Below are 21,002 nucleotides of genomic sequence, written 5' to 3' on the forward strand. Positions count from 1 at the left end.
ATGTCGGCAGGGGGCGGCGCAGGTACTGCAGGACGGTCCGTCCATCGCCGGAGGGAGTCACTCCTCGGATAGCAGGAGCCCCCGGGCACCGGGCGGTGCGGCAGGGGCGGAGGTGTTGTGTCAACGCCTCCGCCCCCAAGATTAATCAAGACACGGCCGAATGCGGCAGGGCCGGCTTCCCCGACTCAGCCCTGAGGCTCCCCCGAGGGCGTCTCGGGGTCGTCGGCGGAGCGGGCCCGGACGAGCGCGCGCAGCGCCCGCGCGTCGGCGATGGCACGGTCCCGTGCGATGCCCGGCTGGATGCCCAGCGCGGGGAGGCTGGTGCCGTCGCTGAGGTCGAGGAAGACCCAGGCGTCGCCCGGGCGGAGATTGACCTGAACGATCTGCGCCCACGCCAGCCGGCGCCGGCTGATGATGTTCACCACGGTCACCCCGGAGTCGTCGGCGGTGATCCGGGGCCGCGCGAGCAGGACCAGCACGCCGGCGAGCAGGAACGCGGTGAGCACGAAGCTGAGACGCTCCCCGGGCCCGAGCTGTTCGAGCAGCAGGGCGACCACGGTGATCACGAGGACGGTCGCGAGGGCCGCCGTGAGCAGCACGGCCCGGGTGCGCCCCGGCCGGAAGGTGACCGGCAGGGCGGGGACCTCGGGGGTGCCCGGGGTGTCCCGGGCACCGGACGGATCGGCGGGGCCGGTGGGGCCGGTGGGGCCCCCGGGTGCGGGCGGTGTCGGCATGGTGTCGCTCCGGCCGGTCAGAGGCGGCAGGCGTGGATCGCCGTGGTCAGGATGGCGCGCGCGCCCAGGTCGTAGAGGTCGTCCATGATCCGCTGCGCCTCCTTGGAGGGGACCATGGCACGCACGGCGACCCAGCCCTCGTTGTGCAGCGGGGAGACGGTCGGGGACTCCAGACCGGGGGTGAGCGCGACGGCCTTCTCGAGCTGCTCGACGCGGCAGTCGTAGTCCATCATCACGTAGGTCCGGGCCACCAGGACGCCCTGGAGCCGGCGCAGGAACTGCTGCACCTTGGGCTCCTCGACGTCCGCCCCGGTGCGGCGGACGACGACGGCCTCGGAGGTCATGATGGGCTCCCCGAAGACCTCCAGGCCCGCGTTGCGCAGCGAGGTCCCGGTCTCGACGACGTCCGCGATGACCTCGGCCACGCCGAGCTCGATCGCGGTCTCGACGGCGCCGTCGAGGTGGACGACGGAGGCGTCGACGCCGTGCTCGGCGAGGTGCCCGGCGACGATGCCCTCGTAGGAGGTGGCGACCGTCAGGCCGGCCAGGTCCTTGACGCCGTCGACGGTGCCGGGCTTGCCGGCGAAGCGGAAGGTGGAGCGGGCGAAGCCGAGCGGAAGGATCTCCTCGACCTGGGCTCCGGAGTCGACGAGCAGATCGCGTCCGGTGATGCCGATGTCGAGGCGGCCGGAGGAGACGTAGATCGCGATGTCGCGGGGGCGGAGGTAGAAGAACTCGACCTCGTTGACCGGGTCGACGATCCGCAGTTCCTTGGACTCCCGGCGCTGCTGGTAGCCGGCCTCATGCAGCATCGCCGCCGCAGGGCCTGACAGGGAACCCTTGTTGGGGACGGCGATGCGCAGCATGAGGTCGGCTTCCTTCGCGTGGGAGAGGTGAGTGGGGCGGGGCAGGAGGGGCGGGACGGCTACAGATGGGCGTAGACGTCGTCCAGGGAGATGCCGCGGGCGACCATCATCACCTGGACGTGGTACAGCAGCTGCGAGATCTCCTCGGCTGCCGCCGCCTTGCCCTCGTGCTCGGCGGCCATCCAGACCTCGGCGGCTTCCTCGACGACCTTCTTGCCGATGGCGTGCACACCCTTGCCGACCAGCTCGGCGGTGCGGGAGGTGGCGGGATCGCCGTGGGCGGCCTTGTGCTGGAGCTCGGTGAAGAGCTCCTCGAACGTCTTCTTGGACATGGTGTTCCTTACCCTACGCGGTCCGGCCGGTGCCTCAGTGCCAGGGTTCGGATACCGAGCGGAGCGTGGCCGCGGTGGCGACCGCCGCCGTCACCGCCTCGTGCCCCTTGTCCTCGTTCGAGCCCTCGAGGCCGGCCCGGTCCAGGGCCTGCTCCTCGGTGTCGCAGGTGAGGACGCCGAAGCCGATCGGGACGCCGGTCTCGACGGACACCTGGGTGAGTCCCTGGGTGACGCCCTGGCACACGTAGTCGAAGTGGGGGGTGCCGCCGCGGATGACGACGCCCAGGGCGACGACGGCGTCGTAGCCGCGGCCCGCGAGGACCTTGGCGGCGACGGGGAGCTCGAAGCTGCCGGGGACCCGGAGCAGTGTGGGTTCGTCGATGCCCAGCTCCCGCAGGGCGCGCAGGGCGCCGTCCACCAGTCCGTCCATCACCTTGTCGTGCCACTGTGCCGCGACGACGGCGACCCTGAGGTCGCTCACGTTCCGTACGGACAGTTCCGGTGCGCCCTTGCCGCTCACGTTCTCGTGTCTCCTGGGAGGTCTGGTTGTGGACTGGTTCCGGTGGGGGCCGGCCTGATGTGTCCGGCCGGGCCGTGTCGCTGACGGTGTCTCTACTGGTTGCCGCAGGGGGAGGCGGTGGCCGTGTCCAGCCAGGGCAGGTCGTGCCCCATCCGGTCCCGCTTGGTGCGCAGGTAGCGCAGGTTGTGCTCGCCGGCCTGCACGGGCATGGGTACCCGCGCGGCGACCCGCACACCGTGGCGTTCCAGCGCGTCGGTCTTGTCGGGGTTGTTGGTCAGCAGCCGTACGCTGCGCACCCCGAGGTCGGCGAGGATCCGCGCCCCTGCGCCGTAGTCGCGGGCGTCGGCGGGCAGGCCCAGTTCGAGGTTGGCGTCCAGGGTGTCGCGGCCGCGCTCCTGGAGTTCGTAGGCGCGCAGTTTGGACATCAGGCCGATGCCGCGCCCCTCGTGGCCGCGCAGGTAGACCACCACTCCCCTGCCCTCGCGCTGGACGAGCTCCAGGGAGGTGTCGAGCTGGGGGCCGCAGTCGCAGCGCAGGGAGTGGAAGACGTCCCCGGTGAGGCATTCGGAGTGGACGCGCACGAGGATGTCCTCGCCGTCGCCGAGGTCGCCGTGGACGAGGGCGATGTGCTCGACGCCGTCGGCGGTGGCGCGGTAGCCGTGCGCGGTGAACTCGCCGTGCGCGGTGGGCAGCCGGACCTCGGCCTCGTGCCGGACGGCCGGCTCGGCGGCTGCGGTGGGCTCCTCGGCCTCGGCGGTTCGGCGGTAGGCGACCAGGTCCTCGATGGAGATGATCGTCAGGCCGTGCTTGCGGGCGAAGGGCACGAGTTCGGGCAGTCGCAGCATGCGGCCGTCCTCCCCGGCGATCTCCACGATCGCCCCGGCGGGACGCAGCCCGGCGAGCCGGGCCAGGTCGACGGCGGCCTCGGTGTGCCCGTCGCGGGTGAGGACGCCGCCGGGCCGTGCGCGCAGCGGGAAGATGTGGCCGGGACGGACGAGGTCGGCGGGCTCGGCGGAGCCGCTCGCCAGCAGCCGCAGCGTGGTGGCGCGGTCGGCGGCGGAGATGCCGGTGGTGACGCCGTGCGCGGCGCCGGCGTCCACGGACACGGTGAACGCGGTCTTCATGGACTCGGTGTTGTCCTCGACCATCTGCGGCAGTCGCAGCCGGTCCAGTTCCGCGCCCTCCATGGGGGCGCAGATCAGGCCGCGGCACTCGCTCATCATGAAGGCGACGTGCGCGGGGGTGACCTTCTCGGCCGCCATGACGAGGTCGCCCTCGTTCTCGCGGTCCTCGTCGTCGACGACCACGACCGGGCGGCCTGCCGCGATGTCGGCGATCGCCTGCTCGACGGGGTCAAGCGCGAGCTCGTCGAGGAGGTCGGTGCTGTGCAGGACGGGCGCCGTGGTCATGCCGTGGCTCCTTCCAGGACGGGCCGCGTGCTCCGGCGGGAGCGCAGCCACCAGTCGCGCAGGCCCCACAGGACGAGCGCGCCGTACAGGACGTAGACGAAACCGGAGAAGGCGAAGCCGTTGGCGAAGTTCAGCGGGACGCCGACGGCGTCGACGAGCAGCCAGGCGAACCAGAACTCGACCATGCCGCGCGCCTGGGCGTACATCGCGACGACGGTGCCGACGAAGATGTACGCGTCCGGCCAGGGATCCCAGGACAGCGAGGGGTACGCCTTGAACAGGGCGGCCACGGCAACCGTGCCGACGGCCGCGAACGCGGCCAGTGCCGCGCGCTCGCGCCAGGTGGCGAAGCGGACGGCGATGTGGCCGTCCTCCGCGCCGCCCCGGCCCCGGTTCCACTGCCACCAGCCGTAACCGGCGACGACCATGACGACGACCTGCTTGCCGGCGCTGCCGGACAGGTGGGCGGTGGCGAAGGCGGCGAAGAGGATGAGACCGGAGAGGAACTGGGTGGGCCAGCTCCAGATGGACCGGCGCCAGCCGAAGGCCAGACCGATCAGGCCGATGACGTTGCCGATCATGTCCGACCACTTGATCTGCTGGTCGAAGAGGGTGAACGCCTGCGAGTTCAGCCAGTTCACTCGGCCGCCTCCCGGTCCGCGCCGAGCAGCCGCTCGACGTACTTGGCGACGATGTCGACCTCGAGGTTGACCGGGTCGCCGGGCTGCTTGCGGCCCAGGGTGGTCAGGGCGAGGGTCGTGGGGATCAGGCTGACGGTGAAGTGGGCCTCGCCGGCCTCGACGACGGTGAGGCTGATGCCGTCGACGGTGATGGAGCCCTTCTCGACGACGTAGCGCGCGAGGTCCGGCGGGAGGGAGATCTTGACGATCTCCCAGTGCTCGGAGGGCGTGCGCGCGAGGATCTCGCCCGTGCCGTCGACGTGGCCCTGCACGATGTGCCCGCCGAGGCGCGCGCCAACGGCGGTGGGGCGTTCGAGGTTGACGCGGGAGCCGACGGTGAGGGCACCGAGGCTGGAGCGGGTCAGGGTCTCCGCCATGACGTCGGCGGTGAACTCCTCGCCCTCGTGGTCGACCACGGTGAGACAGACGCCGTTGACGGCGATGGAGTCGCCGTGCTGCGCCCCCTCGGTGACGACGGGGCCACGGAGCCGGAAGCGGGCGGCGTCGCCGAGGTTCTCGACGGCGGTCACTTCGCCCAGCTCTTCGACGATTCCGGTGAACACTTCCCGGGTCCTCCTGCCTCTTCGGGCACGGACTCCGGGGGCTGTCGGAACGACAGACTCGTACGGGAGGAACACCGGGGGCGACGCCGAGAGCGGATCCGCCCCGGGCACGGAGTGCGGATCCGCGCGGGATGTCCCGCGGGTCCGCACGGTCACGCGTCCTCATGGACGAACCGTTACGGCGGCGCGCACGAATGCCCGCCCGCCGCGCACTGCCTCCCATCCGGACTTTAACCGTCGGTCCAGGAATTTCACCTGGTCAACCGGTCGCTGGAAGCGACCGGGTCGCGGACTGTAACCGCCGGTTCGGACTTTCACCGACCCCGGAGTGCGCTGCTTCTTGTACAGGCACAGTGTGCCACGGCCGTGCGGGTGAGTGACTGTGCGGTCTCTCACAGCGAGGACCGGGAATTTCCGGCGCGGAAGCCCGGGAGCCCGCAGGGCGGAACGGGACCGCCGCGTTCGCGCTGGTCAGCCGAGCCGGGCGGCGAAGACGGACTCCTGCACCGCGTCGCGGGCCGTCAGCAGCGCGCCCCGCAGCACCGCCCCGCCCCCCAGCTCCCCCACCCGCACCCGTGTCGGCAGCGGCGACATCCCGGCCAGCCGCTCCGCCACGCGCCCGGCCAGTTCCTCCCCGCCGGCCCGGCCGACCTCGCCCCCGAGCACCACGCACCCGGGGTCCAGGACGGCGACGACGGACGACACTCCGATCGCCACCCGCTCGGCGAGCGCGTCGAGGAAGTCCTCGGCCCCGCCCGCGATGCCCGCCCGCACCAGCAGGGCCGCGTGCTCTCCCGGCTCGGCCGAGGGCGCCGTCACCCCGTACCGCTCCGCGAGCCGGATCACCCCCGCGGCCCCCGCCAGCGCGTGGAATCCGCCCTCGCAGTCCCTCGCCGAGGGCAGGCCCCCCGTTCCCGGCACCGGCAGGAAGCCGATCTCCCCGGTCCCGCCGGAGGCGCCGCGCCGCAGCGCGCCGTCGAGCACGACCGCCGCCCCGGTGCCGTGTCCCAGCCACAGCAGCACGAACGTGTCGTGCTCGCGCGCGGCCCCGTCGCGCCGCTCGGCCAGCGCCGCCAGGTTGGTCTCGTTCTCGACGATCACCCGCGCGGGGAGCCGCTCCTGCAGGGCGGCCACCAGCCGCCGGTGCCACTCGGGCAGTCCGGAGGAGTCGCGCAGTTCTCCCGTCGCGGGGTCGATCAGCCCGGGCGCGCCGATCGCGAGGGTGTGCAGGCGGTCGACGCCGGCCTCCTTCGCGGTGCGCTCCACCAGCGTCACCGCCTGTTCGACGGCAGGCCCGGTCCCGGTGCCGCCGACGATCGGCACGGACGCCTCGGCGAGCACCTCGCCCAGCAGGTCGGCGACGAGGACCGTGACGCCCTCGGTGCGCACGTCGAGGGCGGCCAGATGCGCGAGCCCGGCGACGAGCCCGTAGAGCCGGGCGTTGGGGCCCCGGCGCTGCTCCCCGGACTCCCCCACCACCTCGATCAGCCCGGCGGCGGCCAGCCGTTCGACGAGGTCGGCGACCGTGGGCCGGGACAGTCCGGTGAGCTGCTTCAACCGCCCGGCCGTCAGCGGCCCGTGCTCGTGCAGCAGCCGCAGGGCGAGCCGGTCGTTGATGGCCCGGGCGGTGCGCGGGGATGCGGGCATGCCGGGATCCTCCCAGACGGGACGGCGCGAAGGGCCCCGGGCTCCCGTCACGCCGGGCCCGGGCCGACCGGCCGTAAAGCGACTATCTAACAGGTAGGCTCCCTGATAGTTTACGCGAGCATCGCGGCCCACGGGTCCAGGGAGGGAAGAGGCACCATGGCGGACGTGTACGGAACGGGCCACGAGGTCCACGACAGGCGAGGACTGAGGCGGGCGCGGTACGCCGTGGCGGCCGTCTTCGCCGTGCACGGGGCGGTGACCGGCTCGTTCGCGACCCGCGTGCCGTGGATCCAGGACCACGCCTCGGTGAGCGCGGGACAGCTCGGCCTGGCGCTCGCCTTCCCGGCGTTCGGCGCGGCCGTGGCGATGCCGCTCGCAAGCCGGATCACCCACCGCTTCGGTTCCCGCGCCGCGCTGCGCGGCCTGCTCGCGCTGTGGACGCTCTCCCTGATCCTGCCGTCCCTCTCGCCGAACGTGTACGCGCTGTGCCCGGCCCTCTTCGCCTACGGCGCCGCGGCGGGCATGTCCGACGTGGCCATGAACGCGCTGGGCGTGGAGGTGGAGAACCGCCTCGACAAATCGATCATGTCGGGGCTGCACGGCATGTGGAGCGCCGGTGCCCTGGTCGGCTCGGCCGGCGGCACGCTCGCCGCCCACCTGGGCAGCGACGCGCGCGTCCACCACGCCCTGGCCGCGGGTGTCCTGACCGTGCTCGGCCTGGCGGCCTGTCACTGGGTGCTGGACCTGCGGCCCACCGAGGAGGAGGAACCGCCGCCGCGGTTCTCGCTGCCGCCCCGGTCCGCGCTGCTGATCGGCGCGGTCGGCTTCTGCGCGGTGTTCGCGGAGGGCGCGAGCCTGGACTGGTCGGCGGTGTACCTGCGCGACCGGCTCGAGACCTCGGCCGGCCTCGCCGCGGCCTGCACCACCGGCTTCACGCTGACCATGGCGGTCGCCCGCCTCGTGGGCGACGCGGTGGTGGACCGGTTCGGCGCCGCCCGGACCGTACGCGTCGGCGGTGTGCTGGCGACGCTCGGCGGGCTGATGGTCGTCCTGGCCGGGCACCCGGCCGTCGCCATGAGCGGCTTCGCCCTGATGGGACTCGGCATCGCGGTGGTGGTCCCGCTGTGCTTCGCCGCGGCCGGCCGCAGCGGGCCGAACCCGAGTCAGGCCATCGCGGGCGTCGCGGCCATCACCTACACCTCGGGGCTCGTCGCCCCCGGCGCGATCGGCACGCTCGCCGAGGCGACCAGCCTGATGGCGTCCTTCGCCCTGGTGACGGTGCTGGCCTCGGGGCTCGCGCTGTTCGCCGGAGTACTGCGGGTCGGCGACCGTGACCGACAGAGGGTCAGCGGCGGTCCGGGTGCAGCAGTTCCCGACCCACGGCCCTGAACGGCTCGCTCCACGGCGCGGGCCGCAGCGTCACCGGGTCCAGCCGCACCAGGACCCGGCTGCCGCGGGCGTACGTCACGGTCCCGTCCGCCGAGCAGAAGCGGAACCCGTAGGTCAGCCCGGTGGTGCCGAGCCGCTCCAGCCACAGGTGCACGGCGTAGACGCCGGGGCGGCTCACCGGCGCCTCGTAGCCGATCCGCAGCTCCCGCACGGCGTTGCAGGCGTCACCGGCGGCCTCCCAGTCCCCCTCGTACCCGCCGAAGCCGTACTCCCGCCACAGCTCGCCCCAGGCGCGCTCGACCATGAGGGGGTAGCGGGCGTTGTGCAGCAGCCCGAGGGCGTCGAGGTCGTCGAAGTGGACGGTGACGGGAACCAGCCGCCCGTACGACAGTGCGGGCGCGGCTGGGGCTTCGGCGGTCACGGGGGGGCTCCTGGAGAAGGGCGGGGTGCGCGGACCTTCCCATACTAAGCGTCCGCTCAGACAGACCCGCCGTGCGGCCTATTCCCGCGGCCGCTCCTCCTCGTCGTACTCGGTCAGACCGCCGTCCAGCAGCGCGGGCTGGTACGTGCCCGCCGCCTTGGAGAGCCAGCGCAGGCAGTGGTAGCCGGCCAGCACCAGCAGGGTGCCGAGCGCGATGCCGCTGAGCTCGAAGTTGTCGGAGATCTTCAGGCTCACGCCGCCGATGCCCACGATGAGCCCCGCGGCCGCCGGGATGAGGTTCAGCGGCTGACCGAAGTCGACCTTGTTGCGGATCCAGATCTGGGCCCCGAGCAGCCCGATCATGCCGTAGAGGATCACGGTGATGCCGCCGAGGACGCCTCCGGGGATCGCCGCGACGAAGGCGCCGAACTTCGGGCAGAGCCCGAAGAGCAGGGCGAAGAGCGCCGCGCACATGTAGGCGGCGGTCGAGTACACGCGGGTCGCGGCCATGACGCCGATGTTCTCCGCGTACGTGGTGGTGGCCGGACCGCCGGCGACCGTCGAGACCATGGAGGCGGCGCCGTCCGCCATGATGGCCGTGCCCAGCTCGTCGTCCAGCGAGTCACCCGTCATCTCGCCCACGGCCTTGATGTGGCCGGTGTTCTCCGCGACCAGGGCGATCAGGACCGGCAGGGCCACGATGATCGCCGAGGAGCTGAACGCGGGCGCGTGCAGATCGGGGAAGCCGACCCAGGCGGCCTGCTCGACCGACGTCAGGTCCAGGCGCAGGTGGTCCGTCACCTTGCCGCTGCCGTCCACCGAGTGGATCTTCCCCGCGGTCAGGTCCAGCAGCCAGGAGAGCAGGTACCCGAACACGAGCCCGAGGAAGATCGCGATGCGCGACCAGAAGCCGCGCAGCACCACCAGGGCCAGGCCGGTGAACCCCATCGTGGCCAGCGCCGACCACTGGTCCTGCGGCCAGTAGGTCGAGGCGGCCACCGGAGCCAGGTTGAAGCCGATCAGCATGACCACGGCCCCCGTCACGGCCGGGGGCAGTACGGCGTGGATCACCCGGGAGCCGAGGAAGCGGATCACCACGCCGACCACGGCGAGCGCGAGACCCACGACGAAGAGGGCACCGGTCAGCTCGGCCGGCCCTCCGCCCTGGCTGCCGATGACCGCCGCCACGCCGACGAAGGAGAGCGAGGACCCCAGGTAGCTGGGCACCCTTCCGCGCGTGATCACGAGGAACATCAGCGTCGCCACACCCGAGGCCATCAGGCCGAGGCTCGGGTTGAGCCCCATGAGCACGGGGGCGACGAAACACGCGCCGATCATCGACACGACATGCTGAGCGCCCAGCCCGATGGTGCGGGTCCAGGTGAGCCGCTCCCCCGGCCGGACGACCTCACCCGCTTCCAGGCGGCGTCCGTCGCCGTGCAGCTTCCAACCAAAACCCGACATCAAGCACACTCCGTTCGTTCGGTACCGCAAGAAAATATAGGTCGCACGTTCGCCCGACCGGACCACCGAGGCACCGACCACCTGCCGGAAGACCCGGCGCCGCACCCTCCAGGCGTCACCGCACCGCTCCACCCTCGCGTCCCCCGTTGTGGGGAATGCCCTCGGCCCATGCGGTGCCGGAGGCGGGTGGGCTGGGACGCTGCGGGGATGGTGTGGTCGCGGGAGTCCTTGGCCGGTGTCGGCGGTGGTGGCGTTGTCAGCGGTGGTGGCAGCGGCGGCGGCGCCGGCGACGTCGACGCGGTGGTCGCCCGTATGCGGGCGCTGGGCGCGGCCTGGCCGGAGTGGGACGGGGTGGGGGTGTTCAACCGCGTCTATCTGGCGGTCACCGAGGAAATGGACCGGCGCCTCGAGGCCGGGGAGTTCACGGACCGCAGGGGCGCGAGCACGCTGGACGTCCGGTTCGCCGAGCGGTACCTGACGGTGGCCGAGCGCGGACCGGTGCCCGCGTGCTGGCGTCCGCTGTTCCAGTTCCGCCGGCACCCGGGCGTACGTCCGCTGCAGTTCGCCCTCGCGGGGATCAACGCGCACATCGGGCACGACCTCGCCCTGGCCGTGGTGGACGCCTGCCAGGTGCTCGGCTGCGAGCCCGAGGATCTGGAGGACGACTTCGAACGCGTCGGCGACGTGCTCCTCGCGATGGAGGAACGTATCCGCGAGGAGCTGATGCCCGGCCCCGACCTGCTCCAGGTCGCCGACCCGCTGACGCATCTGCTGGGCTCGTGGAGCCTGGAGCGGGCCCGGGAGGCCGGCTGGTCCTCGGCCCGTGCGCTGTGGGCGCTGCGCGGACTGCCGGAACTGGCCGGGGAGTTCGCCGCCCGGCTGGACGCGGTGGTGGGCCTGGCGAGCCGCATGCTGCTCACCCCGCTGGGACGGTGGGCCCCCGGCGCCCGCTGAGGCCTCCGGGGGACGCCGAGGCGGAGCCCCTCAGTCCTCCGGCAGTTCCACCGGCGCGATCTCCTCGTACACGTCCCCCGGCCCGGGGTTGGTCGGGTCGGTCGTGCCGCCCAGGTGGTGCATGACGCCCCAGACCGCGTTGAGCGCGGTCTGCACCGCGCCCTCGGCCCAGCCCGCCGTCCAGGAGATGTCGTCGCCGGCGAGGAAGATGCCGCGCTTGTCCGCGGGCAGCCGGTCCTGCACGAAGTGGGTGAACAGGCGGCGCTGGTAGCGGTAGTGGCCGGGCAGGTTGGCCTTGAACGCGCCCATGAAGTAGGGCTCGTTCTCCCAGGAGACGGTGACCGGGCTGCCGATGACGTGCTTGCGGATGTCGACGCCGGGATAGATCTCGCCGAGCGACTTCAGCATGACCTCCATCCGCTCGTTCGCCGACAGCGGCAGCCACTTCAGGCTGTCGTCGCACCAGGTGTAGGAGAGGCAGATGACGGCCGGCCTGTCGGGGCCGTCGTCGAGGAGGTAGGTGCCGCGCGTCATGCGGTCGGTGAGCGTCATCGACATGACGTCTCGGCCCGTGCGCGCGTCCTTGTCGAGCCAGAACGGCCGGTCGACGGGGACGAACAGCTTGGAGGACTCCATGTAGTGGGTGCGCTCGATCGCCGTCCAGTGGTCGATCGGGAAGAGCGAGTCGTCGCAGTCGATCTTCGAGAGCAGCATCCAGGACTGGGCGGTGAAGACCGCCGCCCGGTAGGTGCGGATGTCTCCGTGCGCGTCGGTGACGGTGATGCGGTTGCCGGCCGTGCGGTGCAGGCGGGTCACGGCGGGGCGCGGGGCACCGTCGACGTGCAGGGACTTCAGCGAGGTGCCGTACGGCCAGTGGACGATCTTGCCCGGCTCGCGCTCCCACAGCCGCAGCGGCAGCTGCTGGGAACCGCCGACGATGCCGCGGTGGTGGTCGTCGGCCTCGGTGTAGACGACGCGGAGGATCTCCAGGATGGAGTTGGGGAAGTCGGTGTCCCAGCCGCCGGTGCCGAAGCCGACCTGGCCGAAGATCTCGCGGTGGCGGAAGGAGGAGAAGGCGTCGGAGTCGCAGAGGAAGCCGTAGAAGGTCTGGTTGTCGAGCTTCTCGACGAGCCGCGACCAGATCTCGCGGATGCGCGGCACGTCCCGCTCGCGCAGGGCGCGGTTCATGACGGAGAAGTCGGCGCCCTCCTCCAGGCAGCGGGCCCAGGCCTCGGCCACGTCCCGGTAGACCTGTGGCAGATCGTCCATGGTCTCGGCGTAGTGGGACTCGCCCTTGAGGTCGACGACGGTCGACGGGGTGGCCTCCGCGAGGGGGTTCGGGAACGGCCGGGTCTCGAGGCCGACCAGGTCGATGTAGTGCTGCAGCGCCGTGGAGGACGGGGGGAAGCGCATCGCGCCCATCTCGGCGGTCAGCGAGGGGTCACAGCCCTCGAAGCCCACCGTGCGCAGCCGGCCGCCGATCCGGTCCGCCTCGTACACCACGGGCTTGAGGCCCATCTTCATCAGCTCGTAGGCGGCGACGATGCCGGACAGTCCACCGCCGATGACGGCGATCTCGGTGCCGTGCTCGGTCGCGGGGACCTGGCCGAGACCGGCGGGGTGGGCGAGGAAGTCGTCGTAGGCGTACGGGAAGTCCGGGCCGAACATGGTGATCGGCGGCTGCTGCCCCTCGGGCTGCTCGATCGCGTTGGGCACGGTGGACGTCATGGGGTACGGCTCCTTGCACGGGTGGTACGGGAGAGCGGGGGTCACGGAGGGAAACGGAGGGAAACGGAGGGAAACGGAGGGAAGGGGACGCGGGTCAGGCGGGCGTGCCGTAGAGACCCGGGCGGCGGTCCCGCAGATAGGGGTTGGCCTCGCGGGAGGCGGCGAGGAGGCCGGGGTCCACGTCGGCGAGGAGCAGTTCCTCCGTCCGGCCGGCCCGGGCGCGGGCGGTGCCGTCGGGTCCGGCGAGCGTGGAGAGGCCGACGAACTCGAACTCGCCCTCCTGGCCGACCCGGTTGACGTAGGCCACGTACATCTGGTTCTCGAAGGCGCGCACCGGCACGAGGGACTCGGCGACGAACTCGAAGGGGTGCAGTTGCGCCGTCGGCACGAGCAGCAGGTCGGTGCCGGCCAGGGCGTGGGCGCGCACGTTCTCCGGGAACTCCACGTCGTAGCAGATCATCAGGCCGACGGTGAGGCCGCCCAGCTCGGCCTGGACGATGTGTCGCTCGCCGGGGGTGAAGTGCGCGCGCTCGAAGCCGCCGTAGAGGTGGGTCTTGCGGTAGTTGGCGAGCCGGGCGCCCTCGGCGGTGACGAGCTGGACGGAGTTGAAGACCGTGCCCTCCGGCGCCCGTTCGGGATAGCCGTAGGCGAGGGCGAGTCCGTGGCGGGCGGCGGTCTCGGCGACCTCGTCGGCGGCCTCGCCGTCGGCGGGCTCGGCGAGCCGGGCGAGGTCCTCGCCAATCGCGTACCCGGTGAGGAACAGCTCCGGCGTGACGAGCAGCCCGGCGCCCGCGGCGGCGGCACGGCCCGCGGCCTCGTCGAGGACCTTCAGGTTCTCGACGACGGAGCCGGGGCGGCCGGAGCTCTGGAGCAGGGCGGTGCGCATGCGGGGTCCTCACCGGGTACGGAGGGGGGTCGGGGATCGCTTAGACCGTACGGTCGGGCGACTTGGGCGGACAAGGCGGAGCCGTTGCGCGCCGGTGCGCCTTCCGTTGCGTCTCCCGGGCCGTTTCCGGCGATTCGTTGCGCGTGTGCCGGGAGGGGCGGGGGCGGCGGCCCGCCCGCGCCAGCAGGGCCGCCGTCAGCAGGTACGGCGTCGCGCCCCAGGTGAAGGCGGCGGCGTGGCCGGCGGCCGTGGCGAGCGCCCCGTACCCCGCGTACACGGCGACCGTCGTGAGGGAGCTGCCCAGTCCCGCCACCGAGGTGAGGGTGGCCCGGCGGCTGTCCGTGAGGCGCCGTTGGAGCCGCGCGTCGGCGAGCACGACCGCGAGCTGGAAGCCGCCGAAGGCCGCGGCGATCCCGACCAGTCCGGCCGGGCTGCCCGAGGCGGCGCCCAGGGCCAGGGCGCAGGCGGCGCCCGCCAGCAGTGCGGCGAGGCCGCGGCTGCCGAGCCGGGACCCGGGTCCGGCCAGCAGCCCCCCGGCGGTGGCCCCGGCCCAGACCAGCAACAGAAGCCACGGCACCGTCCGGTCGGCCACGCCGGTGTCGCGCACCAGCAGCGGGGTGTACTCGTCGAGCGCCTCGAAGACGGAGGTCACGGCCGGGACGAGCAGCAGCGCCCCGCGGACGGAGCGGTCGTCGCGGGCCTCGGCGAGCCCGGCGCGCAGCGTCGCGGTCCAGCCCCTGACGCCGGCGGCCGGCCCCCGGTGCTCGGGGAGGCGGTTCGCCGTGGCCGCGGCGAGCAGGCAGGTCAGTACGCTCGCCGCGCCGACGGCGAGGTAGCCGCCCCCGGCGAACACGGGCCCGGCGAGGGCCATCGCGGCCATGACGGCCACCAGTCCGCAGGCGCGGGCCCGGCCCATGATCCCGGCGTAGCGGTCGGCGGCGCCGAGCCGCTGCAGTTCCTCGTAGACGAGTGCTTCTAGGGTGCCGGAGCCGAGCGCTCCCCCTGCGCCCCACAGCACGAAGCCGACGGCGAAGGAGGCGTACGAGGGCAGCAGCACCCACAGGGCGAAGCCGGTGGCGGTGAGCAGCGGGGCGAGGACGAGCAGCCGGCGCCGGGAGGTTCCGTCGGCCAGCGCGCCGGAGGGCACCTCGAGGACGACGCCGGTGAGGGACCAGAGGGCGAACAGGGAGGAGATCTGCCAGACCGAGAGTCCGGTGTCGCTGAACAGCAGCGCGTACACCGGGTACAGGAGGACGAACTCGTCGAGGAACGCGTAGCGGTAGAGGGTGCGCGTGAGCCGCCGCGGACCGCCGGCGGGCGCGGGTGAAGAGGGCATCGGCCTTCCCGAGGTCGAATGTCGGACACCGGACGTGTGGACGTGCGGTGTCCGGGGCGGCCCTCGGGAAGCGTGGGCGGGCCGTCGCCCTCGGGAGGCGTGGGCGGGGTATCAATGTCGCCAGGTCATACGGGGAGCGTAGACCGGCGGGGCGGGCGGTGTCGCCGGGATTTCACGCCCGGCCCTGCGTGGGGAGGACCCCTACGCCGGTGCCCCCGAGGAGAAGCGGCGCAGCAGCGGGGAGAGCACGAGGACGGACTTGGTCCGTTCCACGAAGGGCTCCCCCGCGATCCGTTCCAGCACACGTTCGAAGTGGCGCATGTCGGAGGCGAAGACCTGGACGACCGCGTCCGCGTCCCCGGTGACGGTGGACGCGGCCACGACCTCCTGGTACCGCTCGAGGCCCCGCCGGATGGTCTCCGGCGAGGTGTTGCGCCGGCAGTGCAGTTCGATGAACCCCTCGGTCTCCCAGCCGAGCGCCGCCGGGTCCACGCGGACGGTGAACCCGGTGATGGCACCGGTGCTGCGCAGCCGGTCGACGCGCCGCTTCACGGCGGGGGCCGACAGGCCGACCAGGTGCCCGATGTCCGCGTAGGAGCGCCGGGCGTCCTCGGCGAGGGCGTGCACGATGCGTTCGTCGAGTTCGTTCAGCACGGGTGGCGGTTCACTTCTGCTCGGGGAAGGGGGCGCCCCCGGCCGGAGCCGGGGACGTCCTCGCGGTCTCAGCTCCAGCTCGCGTGCAGGGGCTTGCCCTCGGCGTAGCCCGCCGCGCTCTGGATGCCCACGACGGCCTTCTCGGCGAACTCCTCCAGGGAGCCCGCGCCGGCGTAGGTGCAGGAGGAGCGGACGCCCGCGATGATCATGTCGATGAGGTCCTCGACGCCCGGACGGGCCGGATCGAGGAACATCCGGGAGGTGGAGATGCCCTCCTCGAACAGCGCCTTGCGGGCGCGGTCGTACGCCGACTCCTCCGAGGTGCGGTTGCGCACGGCGCGGGCGGAGGCCATGCCGTAGGACTCCTTGTACGGCCGTCCGTCGGCGTCGTGCTGGAGGTCGCCGGGCGACTCGTAGGTGCCGGCGAACCAGGAGCCGATCATCACGTTCGAGGCGCCGGCCGCGAGGGCCATCGCCACGTCGCGCGGGTGACGGACGCCGCCATCGGCCCACACGTGCTTGCCGTACTTGCGCGCCTCGGCCGCGCACTCCAGGACGGCGGAGAACTGCGGCCGGCCGACGCCGGTCATCATGCGGGTGGTGCACATGGCGCCGGGGCCGACGCCGACCTTGATGATGTCCGCACCCGCGTCGATCAGGTCCTTGACGCCCTCGGCGGAGACGATGTTGCCGGCCACGACGGGCACCTCGGGGTCGAGGGCGCGGACCAGCTTCAGCGCGCTGATCATCGACTCCTGGTGGCCGTGCGCGGTGTCGATCACGAGGGTGTCGACGCCCGCGTCGAGGAGTTGCTTGGCCTTGCCCGCCACGTCCCCGTTGATGCCGACGGCGGCGGCGACACGCAGCCTGCCCCGGGCGTCGGTGGCGGGGGTGTAGAGGGTGGCGCGCAGGGCGCCGGTGCGGGTGAGGATGCCGGCGAGCCGGCCCTCGGCGTCGACGGCCGGGGCGTAGCGGCGGTTGGCCCCGTCCAGGCGGTTGAAGGCCTCGCGGGGGTCTATGTCCGCGTCGAGGAGCAGCAGGTCCTTGGACATGACCACTTCGAGCTGGGTGAAGCGGTCGACGCCGGTCAGGTCCCGGTCGGTGACGACGCCGACGGGGCGCCGGTTCTCGTCGACGACCACGCCGGCGTTGTGGGCCCGCTTGGGCAGCAGGGCGAGCGCGTCGGCGACGGTCTGGTGCGGGGCGAGGACGATCGGGGTGTCGAGCACGTGGTGACGGCTCTTGACCCAGGCCAGGACGTCGGTGACGACCTCGATCGGGATGTCCTGCGGGATGACGACCAGGCCGCCGCGGCGGGCCACGGTCTCGGCCATGCGGCGGCCGGCGATCGCGGTCATGTTGGCGACGACGAGCGGGATGGTCGTGCCGCTGCCGTCGGGGGAGCTGAGGTCCACGGACTGGCGGGAGCCGACGGTGCTGTGGCGGGGGACCATGAAGACGTCGTCGTACGTCAGGTCGTGGGGCGGCTTGATGTCATGGAGGAAACGCACGTACTTGATTCTCACACGGGGAGCGGCCCGGTGGGACGGGGAGGATCGTCCAGGGCACGGGGTCCGGGGCTCGTACGAACGTCCAGACGGTGCCGCTAGGAACTCCGTCCGGGTGCCCATGGGGGTGTCCCCGCCGATGTCCTCACGGGGCGGACCCCGCGCCGGAGGCACCGCCCCGGCCCGCACGGTCCCCCGCCCTCCCCTCAGGAGGCGCGGAGAACCGGGCGCTACCCTCAGGGGGCGCGGGGAACCCGGGGCGCGCGGCCGCGCTCACACCCCGTCGGGGTCCGCGCGGCTCAGCGCCGGTTTGGGGGCCGGTCCCGCGGTCATCAGCGCGTCCGCGGCGGAGGTGTCGGTGACGAGGCTCGTCACCAGTCCCGAGCGCAGCACCGCGTCGATCGCCGCCGCCTTGCGCTGTCCGCCCGCGATCGCGACGACCTCGGGGACGCGCCGGAGCTGGTCGGCCTTGACCGTGATGCAGCGCTCCCCCAGGTCGCGCCCCACCCGGCGCCCCTCGGCGTCGAAGAGGTGCGCGGACATCTCCGCGGCCACACCGAGCGTCGCGTAGTGCGAGCGCTCCTCCTCGCTGAGCATGTCGTGCACCGTGGAGATGCCCGCCTCCCAGGAACCGATGGAGACGCAGGCGACGGTGACCTTGTCGAAGTACTCGAAGGCCCGCGCGATCCCGGTCTGGTGCCGCAGCGCCGCCGCGGTGGCCGCGTCCGGCAGCAGCATCGGGGCGTAGATGGGGTGCGCGTCCCCGCCGGAGACCTGCGCGGCCCGCCGCACGGCCTCCACCGAGCCGCGTTCCGCGGTCCCGGCGTCGTAGACCCCCGTGAGCTGCACGACCGTGCACGGCGGCAGCCGGTCGAGGGCGGCCGCCATGTGGATGGTGGAGCGGCCCCAGGCCAGCCCCAGCACATCGCCCTCGGTCACCAGTTCGCCCAGCAGGTCCGCGGCGACCTCGCCGAGGTTCTCCGGGTCGGGCGACTCGTCGACGTCGGCGGGGGACTCCACCACGACGGCGTGCCGGAGACCGTAACGGGCCCGCAGCGCGTCGGAGCGCTCGGCGTCCAGCTCCGCGGGGACGCGGATCTCGATGCGCACGAGATCCCGTTCGAGGGCGGTCTCCAGGACCCGGGCCACCTTGAAGCGGCTGACGCCGAACTCCTCGGCGATCTGGATCTTCGATTTGCCCTCGAGGTAGAAGCGGCGTGCCATGGCCGCCGCCTGCACCAGCTCAGCGGGTCCCATCCGCATCGCCGACCGGCCCGCCGACATACCCGACACGGCCATCTCCTCACTTGTGTGCTGCTGTTCACATTTCGATGTGCCGTTCATCCTCGCAGATCCACGGATCGCGATCAGCCCGGACGATCGGCGTTCGGCTCGCGTTCGTTCAGTGGTCGCCTGCCCAGGAGACACCCGCCGTCACGTTCTCGGCCTGGGCGCGCAGGGCACGCACCGCCGCGGCCGGATCCTCGGCGCCGTAGACCGCGCTGCCGGCGACGAAGACGTCCGCGCCGGCCTCCGCGCAGCGCTCGATGGTCGAGGCCGAGACACCGCCGTCGACCTGCAGCCACAGGTCGAGGCCGTGCTTGCCGATGAGCTGCCGGGTGCGGCGGATCTTGGGCAGCATGATGTCGAGGAAGGCCTGGCCGCCGAAGCCGGGCTCGACGGTCATGATCAGCAGCATGTCGAGTTCGGGCAGCAGGTCCTCGTACGGCTCGATCGGGGTCGCGGGCTTGAGGGCCATGGAGGCGCGGGCCCCCTTGGCGCGGATCTCCCGGGCGAGGCGCACCGGCGCGGCGGCCGCCTCCACGTGGAAGGTGACGGAGGAGGCGCCCGCCTCGACGTACTGGGGCGCCCAGCGGTCGGGGGCCTCGATCATCAGGTGGCAGTCCAGCGGGGTGTCCGTCGCCCGGGCCAGCGACTCCACGACCGGCACGCCGAGCGTCAGGTTGGGTACGAAGTGGTTGTCCATGACGTCGACGTGGAGCCAGTCGGCCCCCTCGACCGCCCGCGCCTCCTCGGCGAGACGCGCGAAGTCGGCGGACAGGATGCTGGGGTTGATCTGCACGGCCATGCCTCAAGCCTCCCATGCCGCGGCGGCGGGCTTCGCCCCGCGGCCCTCCGGGTGCGCGGGGAACGGTGTCGAACGGTGTCTTCGGGTCGGCGCGGTCCTCGGGTACGCACGCACGTCAGGCGCGCACGCACGTCAGGCGCGCACGTACCGAGGTACTGCCCGCCCACCGAGGTACCGACCTACCGACCTACCGACCTATTGAGATACGCGGGGAACGGCGTCCCCGCTCACGCGGCCTCGGGATGCCGGGGACCGCTCAGGAGACGCGGCGCAGCAGCGCCAGGTACATCGCGTCCGTGCCGTGCAGATGCGGCCACAACTGCACGTCGGGGCCCTCCCCCAGCAGGGACACCCCCGGCAGCAGCGGTCGCGCGTCGAGCTGTTCGAAGCCCGGCTGCCGCTTGAGTACGTCCGTCACCACCGCCCGCGTCTCGGCGAGGTGCGGCGAACACGTCGCGTACCCGACGACTCCGCCCACCCGCACCGACCGCAGGGCCATCTCCAGCAGACCGCGCTGCAGCGGGGCGAACCCGTCCAGGTCCTCCGGCCGGCGCCGCCACCGCGCCTCGGGCCGCCTGCGCAGCGCGCCCAGACCGGTGCAGGGCACGTCCACCAGTACCCGGTCGAACGTCCCCGGGCGCCACGCCGGGCGGGTGCCGTCGACGGTGACCACCTGGTAGGGGCCGGGATTGCCGTGCAGCGCCCTGGCCACCAGGCCCGCCCGGTGCGGCTGCTTCTCCGCCGCCACCAGAGCGGCTCCCCGCTCGGCGGCGAGCGCGGCCAGCAGCGCGGCCTTGCCGCCGGGTCCGGCGCAGCCGTCCAGCCACCGTTCGTCGCGGCCCTCCACCGGGGCGTTGGCGAGGGCCAGCGCGACGAGCTGGCTGCCCTCGTCCTGCACCCCGGCGCGGCCCTCCCGCACGGCCTCCACGGCTCCGGGCTCGCCGCCCTCGGTGAGCCGGACGGCGTAGGGCGACCAGCGGCCCGGCTCGGCGGCCGGCTCGCGCAGGAGTTCCTCGGCGGTGGCCCGGCCGGGGCGGGCGACGAGGGTGACCTCGGGGCGCTCGTTGTCGGCCTCCAGCAGGTCCTCGATGCCGGCCCGGCCGCCGCCGAGGGAGTCCCACAGGGCGGAGACGATCCAGCGGGGATGCGAGTGCACGACCGCGAGGTGCTCCTCGGGGTCGTCGTCGTACGGCGGCGCGACCTGCTCCAGCCAGCCGTCGAGGTCGTGCCGGGCGACCTTGCGCAGCACGGCGTTGACGAACTTGGCCCGTCCGTCGCCGAGCACCACGCGGGCCAGCTCTACGGAGGCGGAGACCGCGGCGTGCGTGGGGATGCGCGTGCCGAGCAGCTGGTGCGCGCCGAGGCTGAGCACGTCGAGGACCGGCGGGTCCACCTCGCGCAGCGGACGGTCGACGCAGGCGGCGAGGATCGCGTCGTAGGTGCCCTGCCGGCGCAGCGTGCCGTAGACGAGCTCGGTGGCAAGCGCGGCGTCCCGGCCGTCGAAGCCGTCCTGCTCGCGGGCCTTGCGCAGCAGCGGGGGCAGGACGAGGTTGGCGTACGCGTCCCGTTCGTCCACCGCGCGCAGCGCCTCGAAGGCGAGGAAGCGGACGGGGTCCTTCTGGGGCCTGCGGTAGGGCTTGCCGGGTTTACGGGGACGGCGGGGCTGATCGCTCACGAAAAAGGTGCTCCGGGTCGCAGAACGGGCTGTCCGCCCAGCCTACGCGGTGACCACGGGGACGCCCGGCGGGGAGCGGAGGGACCGCCCGCGGGGGTCTGACAGGCCCTCGGCCGGGAGCCCGTGAGGGCCCCTTCGTCCTCCGTG

General features: G+C 73.0%; 20 protein-coding genes and 1 riboswitch. Of the genes, 2 read left to right on the forward strand and 18 right to left on the reverse strand.

Features of this window, described 5'->3' with window-relative positions; genetic code table 11:
• Nucleotides 1–185: 185 nt before the first annotated feature.
• From OHB09_RS05380 to OHB09_RS05415, 8 genes are all read right to left on the reverse strand, one after another.
• Nucleotides 186–734: a PH domain-containing protein gene (locus OHB09_RS05380; protein ID WP_252307050.1), complete on the reverse strand. Its 549-nt coding sequence runs from the start codon at nucleotides 732–734 to the stop codon at nucleotides 186–188.
• Nucleotides 735–751: 17 nt separating this feature from the next.
• Nucleotides 752–1,600 carry an ATP phosphoribosyltransferase gene (gene hisG / locus OHB09_RS05385; protein WP_006141546.1) on the reverse strand — a complete coding sequence of 283 codons (849 nt, stop codon included), beginning with the start codon at nucleotides 1,598–1,600 and terminating at the stop codon, nucleotides 752–754.
• A 59-nt stretch (nucleotides 1,601–1,659) separates the two neighbouring features.
• Complete coding sequence (locus OHB09_RS05390; RefSeq protein ID WP_006141547.1) at nucleotides 1,660–1,932, reverse strand: phosphoribosyl-ATP diphosphatase; 273 nt, start codon at nucleotides 1,930–1,932, stop codon at nucleotides 1,660–1,662.
• A 34-nt stretch (nucleotides 1,933–1,966) separates the two neighbouring features.
• Complete coding sequence (gene ribH / locus OHB09_RS05395; protein WP_006141548.1) at nucleotides 1,967–2,452, reverse strand: 6,7-dimethyl-8-ribityllumazine synthase; 486 nt, start codon at nucleotides 2,450–2,452, stop codon at nucleotides 1,967–1,969.
• 92 nt (nucleotides 2,453–2,544) lie between these two features.
• Nucleotides 2,545–3,861 carry a bifunctional 3,4-dihydroxy-2-butanone-4-phosphate synthase/GTP cyclohydrolase II gene (locus OHB09_RS05400; RefSeq protein WP_006141549.1) on the reverse strand — a complete coding sequence of 439 codons (1,317 nt, stop codon included), beginning with the start codon at nucleotides 3,859–3,861 and terminating at the stop codon, nucleotides 2,545–2,547.
• Complete coding sequence (locus tag OHB09_RS05405) at nucleotides 3,858–4,502, reverse strand: nicotinamide mononucleotide transporter family protein (RefSeq protein WP_093592703.1); 645 nt, start codon at nucleotides 4,500–4,502, stop codon at nucleotides 3,858–3,860. The genes OHB09_RS05400 and OHB09_RS05405 overlap by 4 nt, the downstream gene beginning before the upstream one ends.
• Nucleotides 4,499–5,104: a riboflavin synthase gene (locus OHB09_RS05410; protein WP_093592700.1), complete on the reverse strand. Its 606-nt coding sequence runs from the start codon at nucleotides 5,102–5,104 to the stop codon at nucleotides 4,499–4,501. The genes OHB09_RS05405 and OHB09_RS05410 overlap by 4 nt, the downstream gene beginning before the upstream one ends.
• Nucleotides 5,105–5,309: 205 nt before the next feature.
• A riboswitch (FMN riboswitch) is annotated at nucleotides 5,310–5,440 on the reverse strand.
• Nucleotides 5,441–5,575: 135 nt separating this feature from the next.
• Complete coding sequence (locus OHB09_RS05415) at nucleotides 5,576–6,751, reverse strand: ROK family transcriptional regulator (RefSeq protein ID WP_093592697.1); 1,176 nt, start codon at nucleotides 6,749–6,751, stop codon at nucleotides 5,576–5,578.
• A gap of 156 nt (nucleotides 6,752–6,907) precedes the next feature.
• Between OHB09_RS05415 and OHB09_RS05420 the strand changes: the two genes are divergently transcribed.
• Nucleotides 6,908–8,140, forward strand: a complete 1,233-nt coding sequence (locus tag OHB09_RS05420; protein ID WP_006141553.1) for an MFS transporter — start codon at nucleotides 6,908–6,910, stop codon at nucleotides 8,138–8,140.
• Here the strand turns inward: OHB09_RS05420 and OHB09_RS05425 are convergent.
• On the reverse strand, nucleotides 8,097–8,561 hold the full coding sequence (locus tag OHB09_RS05425; protein WP_191890870.1) for an acyl-CoA thioesterase: 465 nt from the start codon (nucleotides 8,559–8,561) through the stop codon (nucleotides 8,097–8,099). The two genes, OHB09_RS05420 and OHB09_RS05425, sit on opposite strands and share 44 nt — an antisense overlap.
• A gap of 78 nt (nucleotides 8,562–8,639) precedes the next feature.
• Nucleotides 8,640–10,025 (reverse strand): uracil-xanthine permease family protein, encoded by a 1,386-nt coding sequence (locus OHB09_RS05430; protein WP_234528486.1) that lies wholly within the window; start codon nucleotides 10,023–10,025, stop codon nucleotides 8,640–8,642.
• A gap of 207 nt (nucleotides 10,026–10,232) precedes the next feature.
• Between OHB09_RS05430 and OHB09_RS05435 the strand changes: the two genes are divergently transcribed.
• Nucleotides 10,233–10,979 carry a DUF5995 family protein gene (locus tag OHB09_RS05435; RefSeq protein WP_328921673.1) on the forward strand — a complete coding sequence of 249 codons (747 nt, stop codon included), beginning with the start codon at nucleotides 10,233–10,235 and terminating at the stop codon, nucleotides 10,977–10,979.
• A 30-nt stretch (nucleotides 10,980–11,009) separates the two neighbouring features.
• On the opposite strand, the gene OHB09_RS05440 is transcribed toward OHB09_RS05435, so the two are convergent.
• The 8 genes from OHB09_RS05440 to OHB09_RS05475 form a co-directional block, all read right to left on the reverse strand.
• Entirely contained in the window at nucleotides 11,010–12,707 is a 1,698-nt protein-coding gene (locus OHB09_RS05440) for a flavin monoamine oxidase family protein (RefSeq protein ID WP_319118575.1), read from the reverse strand.
• A 94-nt stretch (nucleotides 12,708–12,801) separates the two neighbouring features.
• Nucleotides 12,802–13,593, reverse strand: a complete 792-nt coding sequence (locus tag OHB09_RS05445; RefSeq protein ID WP_328921674.1) for a carbon-nitrogen hydrolase family protein — start codon at nucleotides 13,591–13,593, stop codon at nucleotides 12,802–12,804.
• Nucleotides 13,594–13,633: 40 nt separating this feature from the next.
• Nucleotides 13,634–14,929, reverse strand: a complete 1,296-nt coding sequence (locus tag OHB09_RS05450; protein WP_328921675.1) for an MFS transporter — start codon at nucleotides 14,927–14,929, stop codon at nucleotides 13,634–13,636.
• A gap of 201 nt (nucleotides 14,930–15,130) precedes the next feature.
• Nucleotides 15,131–15,583 (reverse strand): Lrp/AsnC family transcriptional regulator, encoded by a 453-nt coding sequence (locus OHB09_RS05455; RefSeq protein WP_006141561.1) that lies wholly within the window; start codon nucleotides 15,581–15,583, stop codon nucleotides 15,131–15,133.
• A 68-nt stretch (nucleotides 15,584–15,651) separates the two neighbouring features.
• A complete protein-coding gene (locus tag OHB09_RS05460) occupies nucleotides 15,652–17,094 on the reverse strand; it encodes a GuaB1 family IMP dehydrogenase-related protein (RefSeq protein ID WP_006141562.1) in 1,443 nt (480 codons plus the stop codon).
• A 270-nt stretch (nucleotides 17,095–17,364) separates the two neighbouring features.
• Nucleotides 17,365–18,435, reverse strand: coding sequence for a sugar-binding transcriptional regulator (locus tag OHB09_RS05465; RefSeq protein WP_006141563.1), 1,071 nt, complete (start codon nucleotides 18,433–18,435; stop codon nucleotides 17,365–17,367).
• Between the two features lie 58 nt (nucleotides 18,436–18,493).
• Nucleotides 18,494–19,180: a ribulose-phosphate 3-epimerase gene (gene rpe, locus OHB09_RS05470; RefSeq protein WP_328921676.1), complete on the reverse strand. Its 687-nt coding sequence runs from the start codon at nucleotides 19,178–19,180 to the stop codon at nucleotides 18,494–18,496.
• A gap of 256 nt (nucleotides 19,181–19,436) precedes the next feature.
• Nucleotides 19,437–20,855: an RsmB/NOP family class I SAM-dependent RNA methyltransferase gene (locus OHB09_RS05475; RefSeq protein ID WP_191854450.1), complete on the reverse strand. Its 1,419-nt coding sequence runs from the start codon at nucleotides 20,853–20,855 to the stop codon at nucleotides 19,437–19,439.
• Between the last annotated feature and the right edge of the window lie 147 nt (nucleotides 20,856–21,002).

Origin of the sequence: Streptomyces griseoaurantiacus, from assembly GCF_036189845.1 — a bacterium.
Taxonomy (GTDB): domain Bacteria; phylum Actinomycetota; class Actinomycetes; order Streptomycetales; family Streptomycetaceae; genus Streptomyces; species Streptomyces griseoaurantiacus.

Excerpts from the sequence above, each read along its gene's own strand:
- OHB09_RS05380 (WP_252307050.1), bottom strand. The coding sequence starts at position 734 with ATGCCGACACCGCCCGCACCCGGGGGCCCCACCGGCCCCACCGGCCCC.
- hisG (WP_006141546.1), bottom strand. The coding sequence starts at position 1,600 with ATGCTGCGCATCGCCGTCCCCAACAAGGGTTCCCTGTCAGGCCCTGCG.
- OHB09_RS05390 (WP_006141547.1), bottom strand. The coding sequence starts at position 1,932 with ATGTCCAAGAAGACGTTCGAGGAGCTCTTCACCGAGCTCCAGCACAAG.
- OHB09_RS05400 (WP_006141549.1), bottom strand. The coding sequence starts at position 3,861 with ATGACCACGGCGCCCGTCCTGCACAGCACCGACCTCCTCGACGAGCTC.
- OHB09_RS05415 (WP_093592697.1), bottom strand. The coding sequence starts at position 6,751 with ATGCCCGCATCCCCGCGCACCGCCCGGGCCATCAACGACCGGCTCGCC.
- OHB09_RS05420 (WP_006141553.1), top strand. The coding sequence starts at position 6,908 with ATGGCGGACGTGTACGGAACGGGCCACGAGGTCCACGACAGGCGAGGA.
- OHB09_RS05430 (WP_234528486.1), bottom strand. The coding sequence starts at position 10,025 with ATGTCGGGTTTTGGTTGGAAGCTGCACGGCGACGGACGCCGCCTGGAA.
- OHB09_RS05435 (WP_328921673.1), top strand. The coding sequence starts at position 10,233 with ATGGTGTGGTCGCGGGAGTCCTTGGCCGGTGTCGGCGGTGGTGGCGTT.
- OHB09_RS05440 (WP_319118575.1), bottom strand. The coding sequence starts at position 12,707 with ATGACGTCCACCGTGCCCAACGCGATCGAGCAGCCCGAGGGGCAGCAG.
- OHB09_RS05445 (WP_328921674.1), bottom strand. The coding sequence starts at position 13,593 with ATGCGCACCGCCCTGCTCCAGAGCTCCGGCCGCCCCGGCTCCGTCGTC.
- OHB09_RS05450 (WP_328921675.1), bottom strand. The coding sequence starts at position 14,929 with ATGCCCTCTTCACCCGCGCCCGCCGGCGGTCCGCGGCGGCTCACGCGC.
- OHB09_RS05465 (WP_006141563.1), bottom strand. The coding sequence starts at position 18,435 with ATGAACGGCACATCGAAATGTGAACAGCAGCACACAAGTGAGGAGATG.
- rpe (WP_328921676.1), bottom strand. The coding sequence starts at position 19,180 with ATGGCCGTGCAGATCAACCCCAGCATCCTGTCCGCCGACTTCGCGCGT.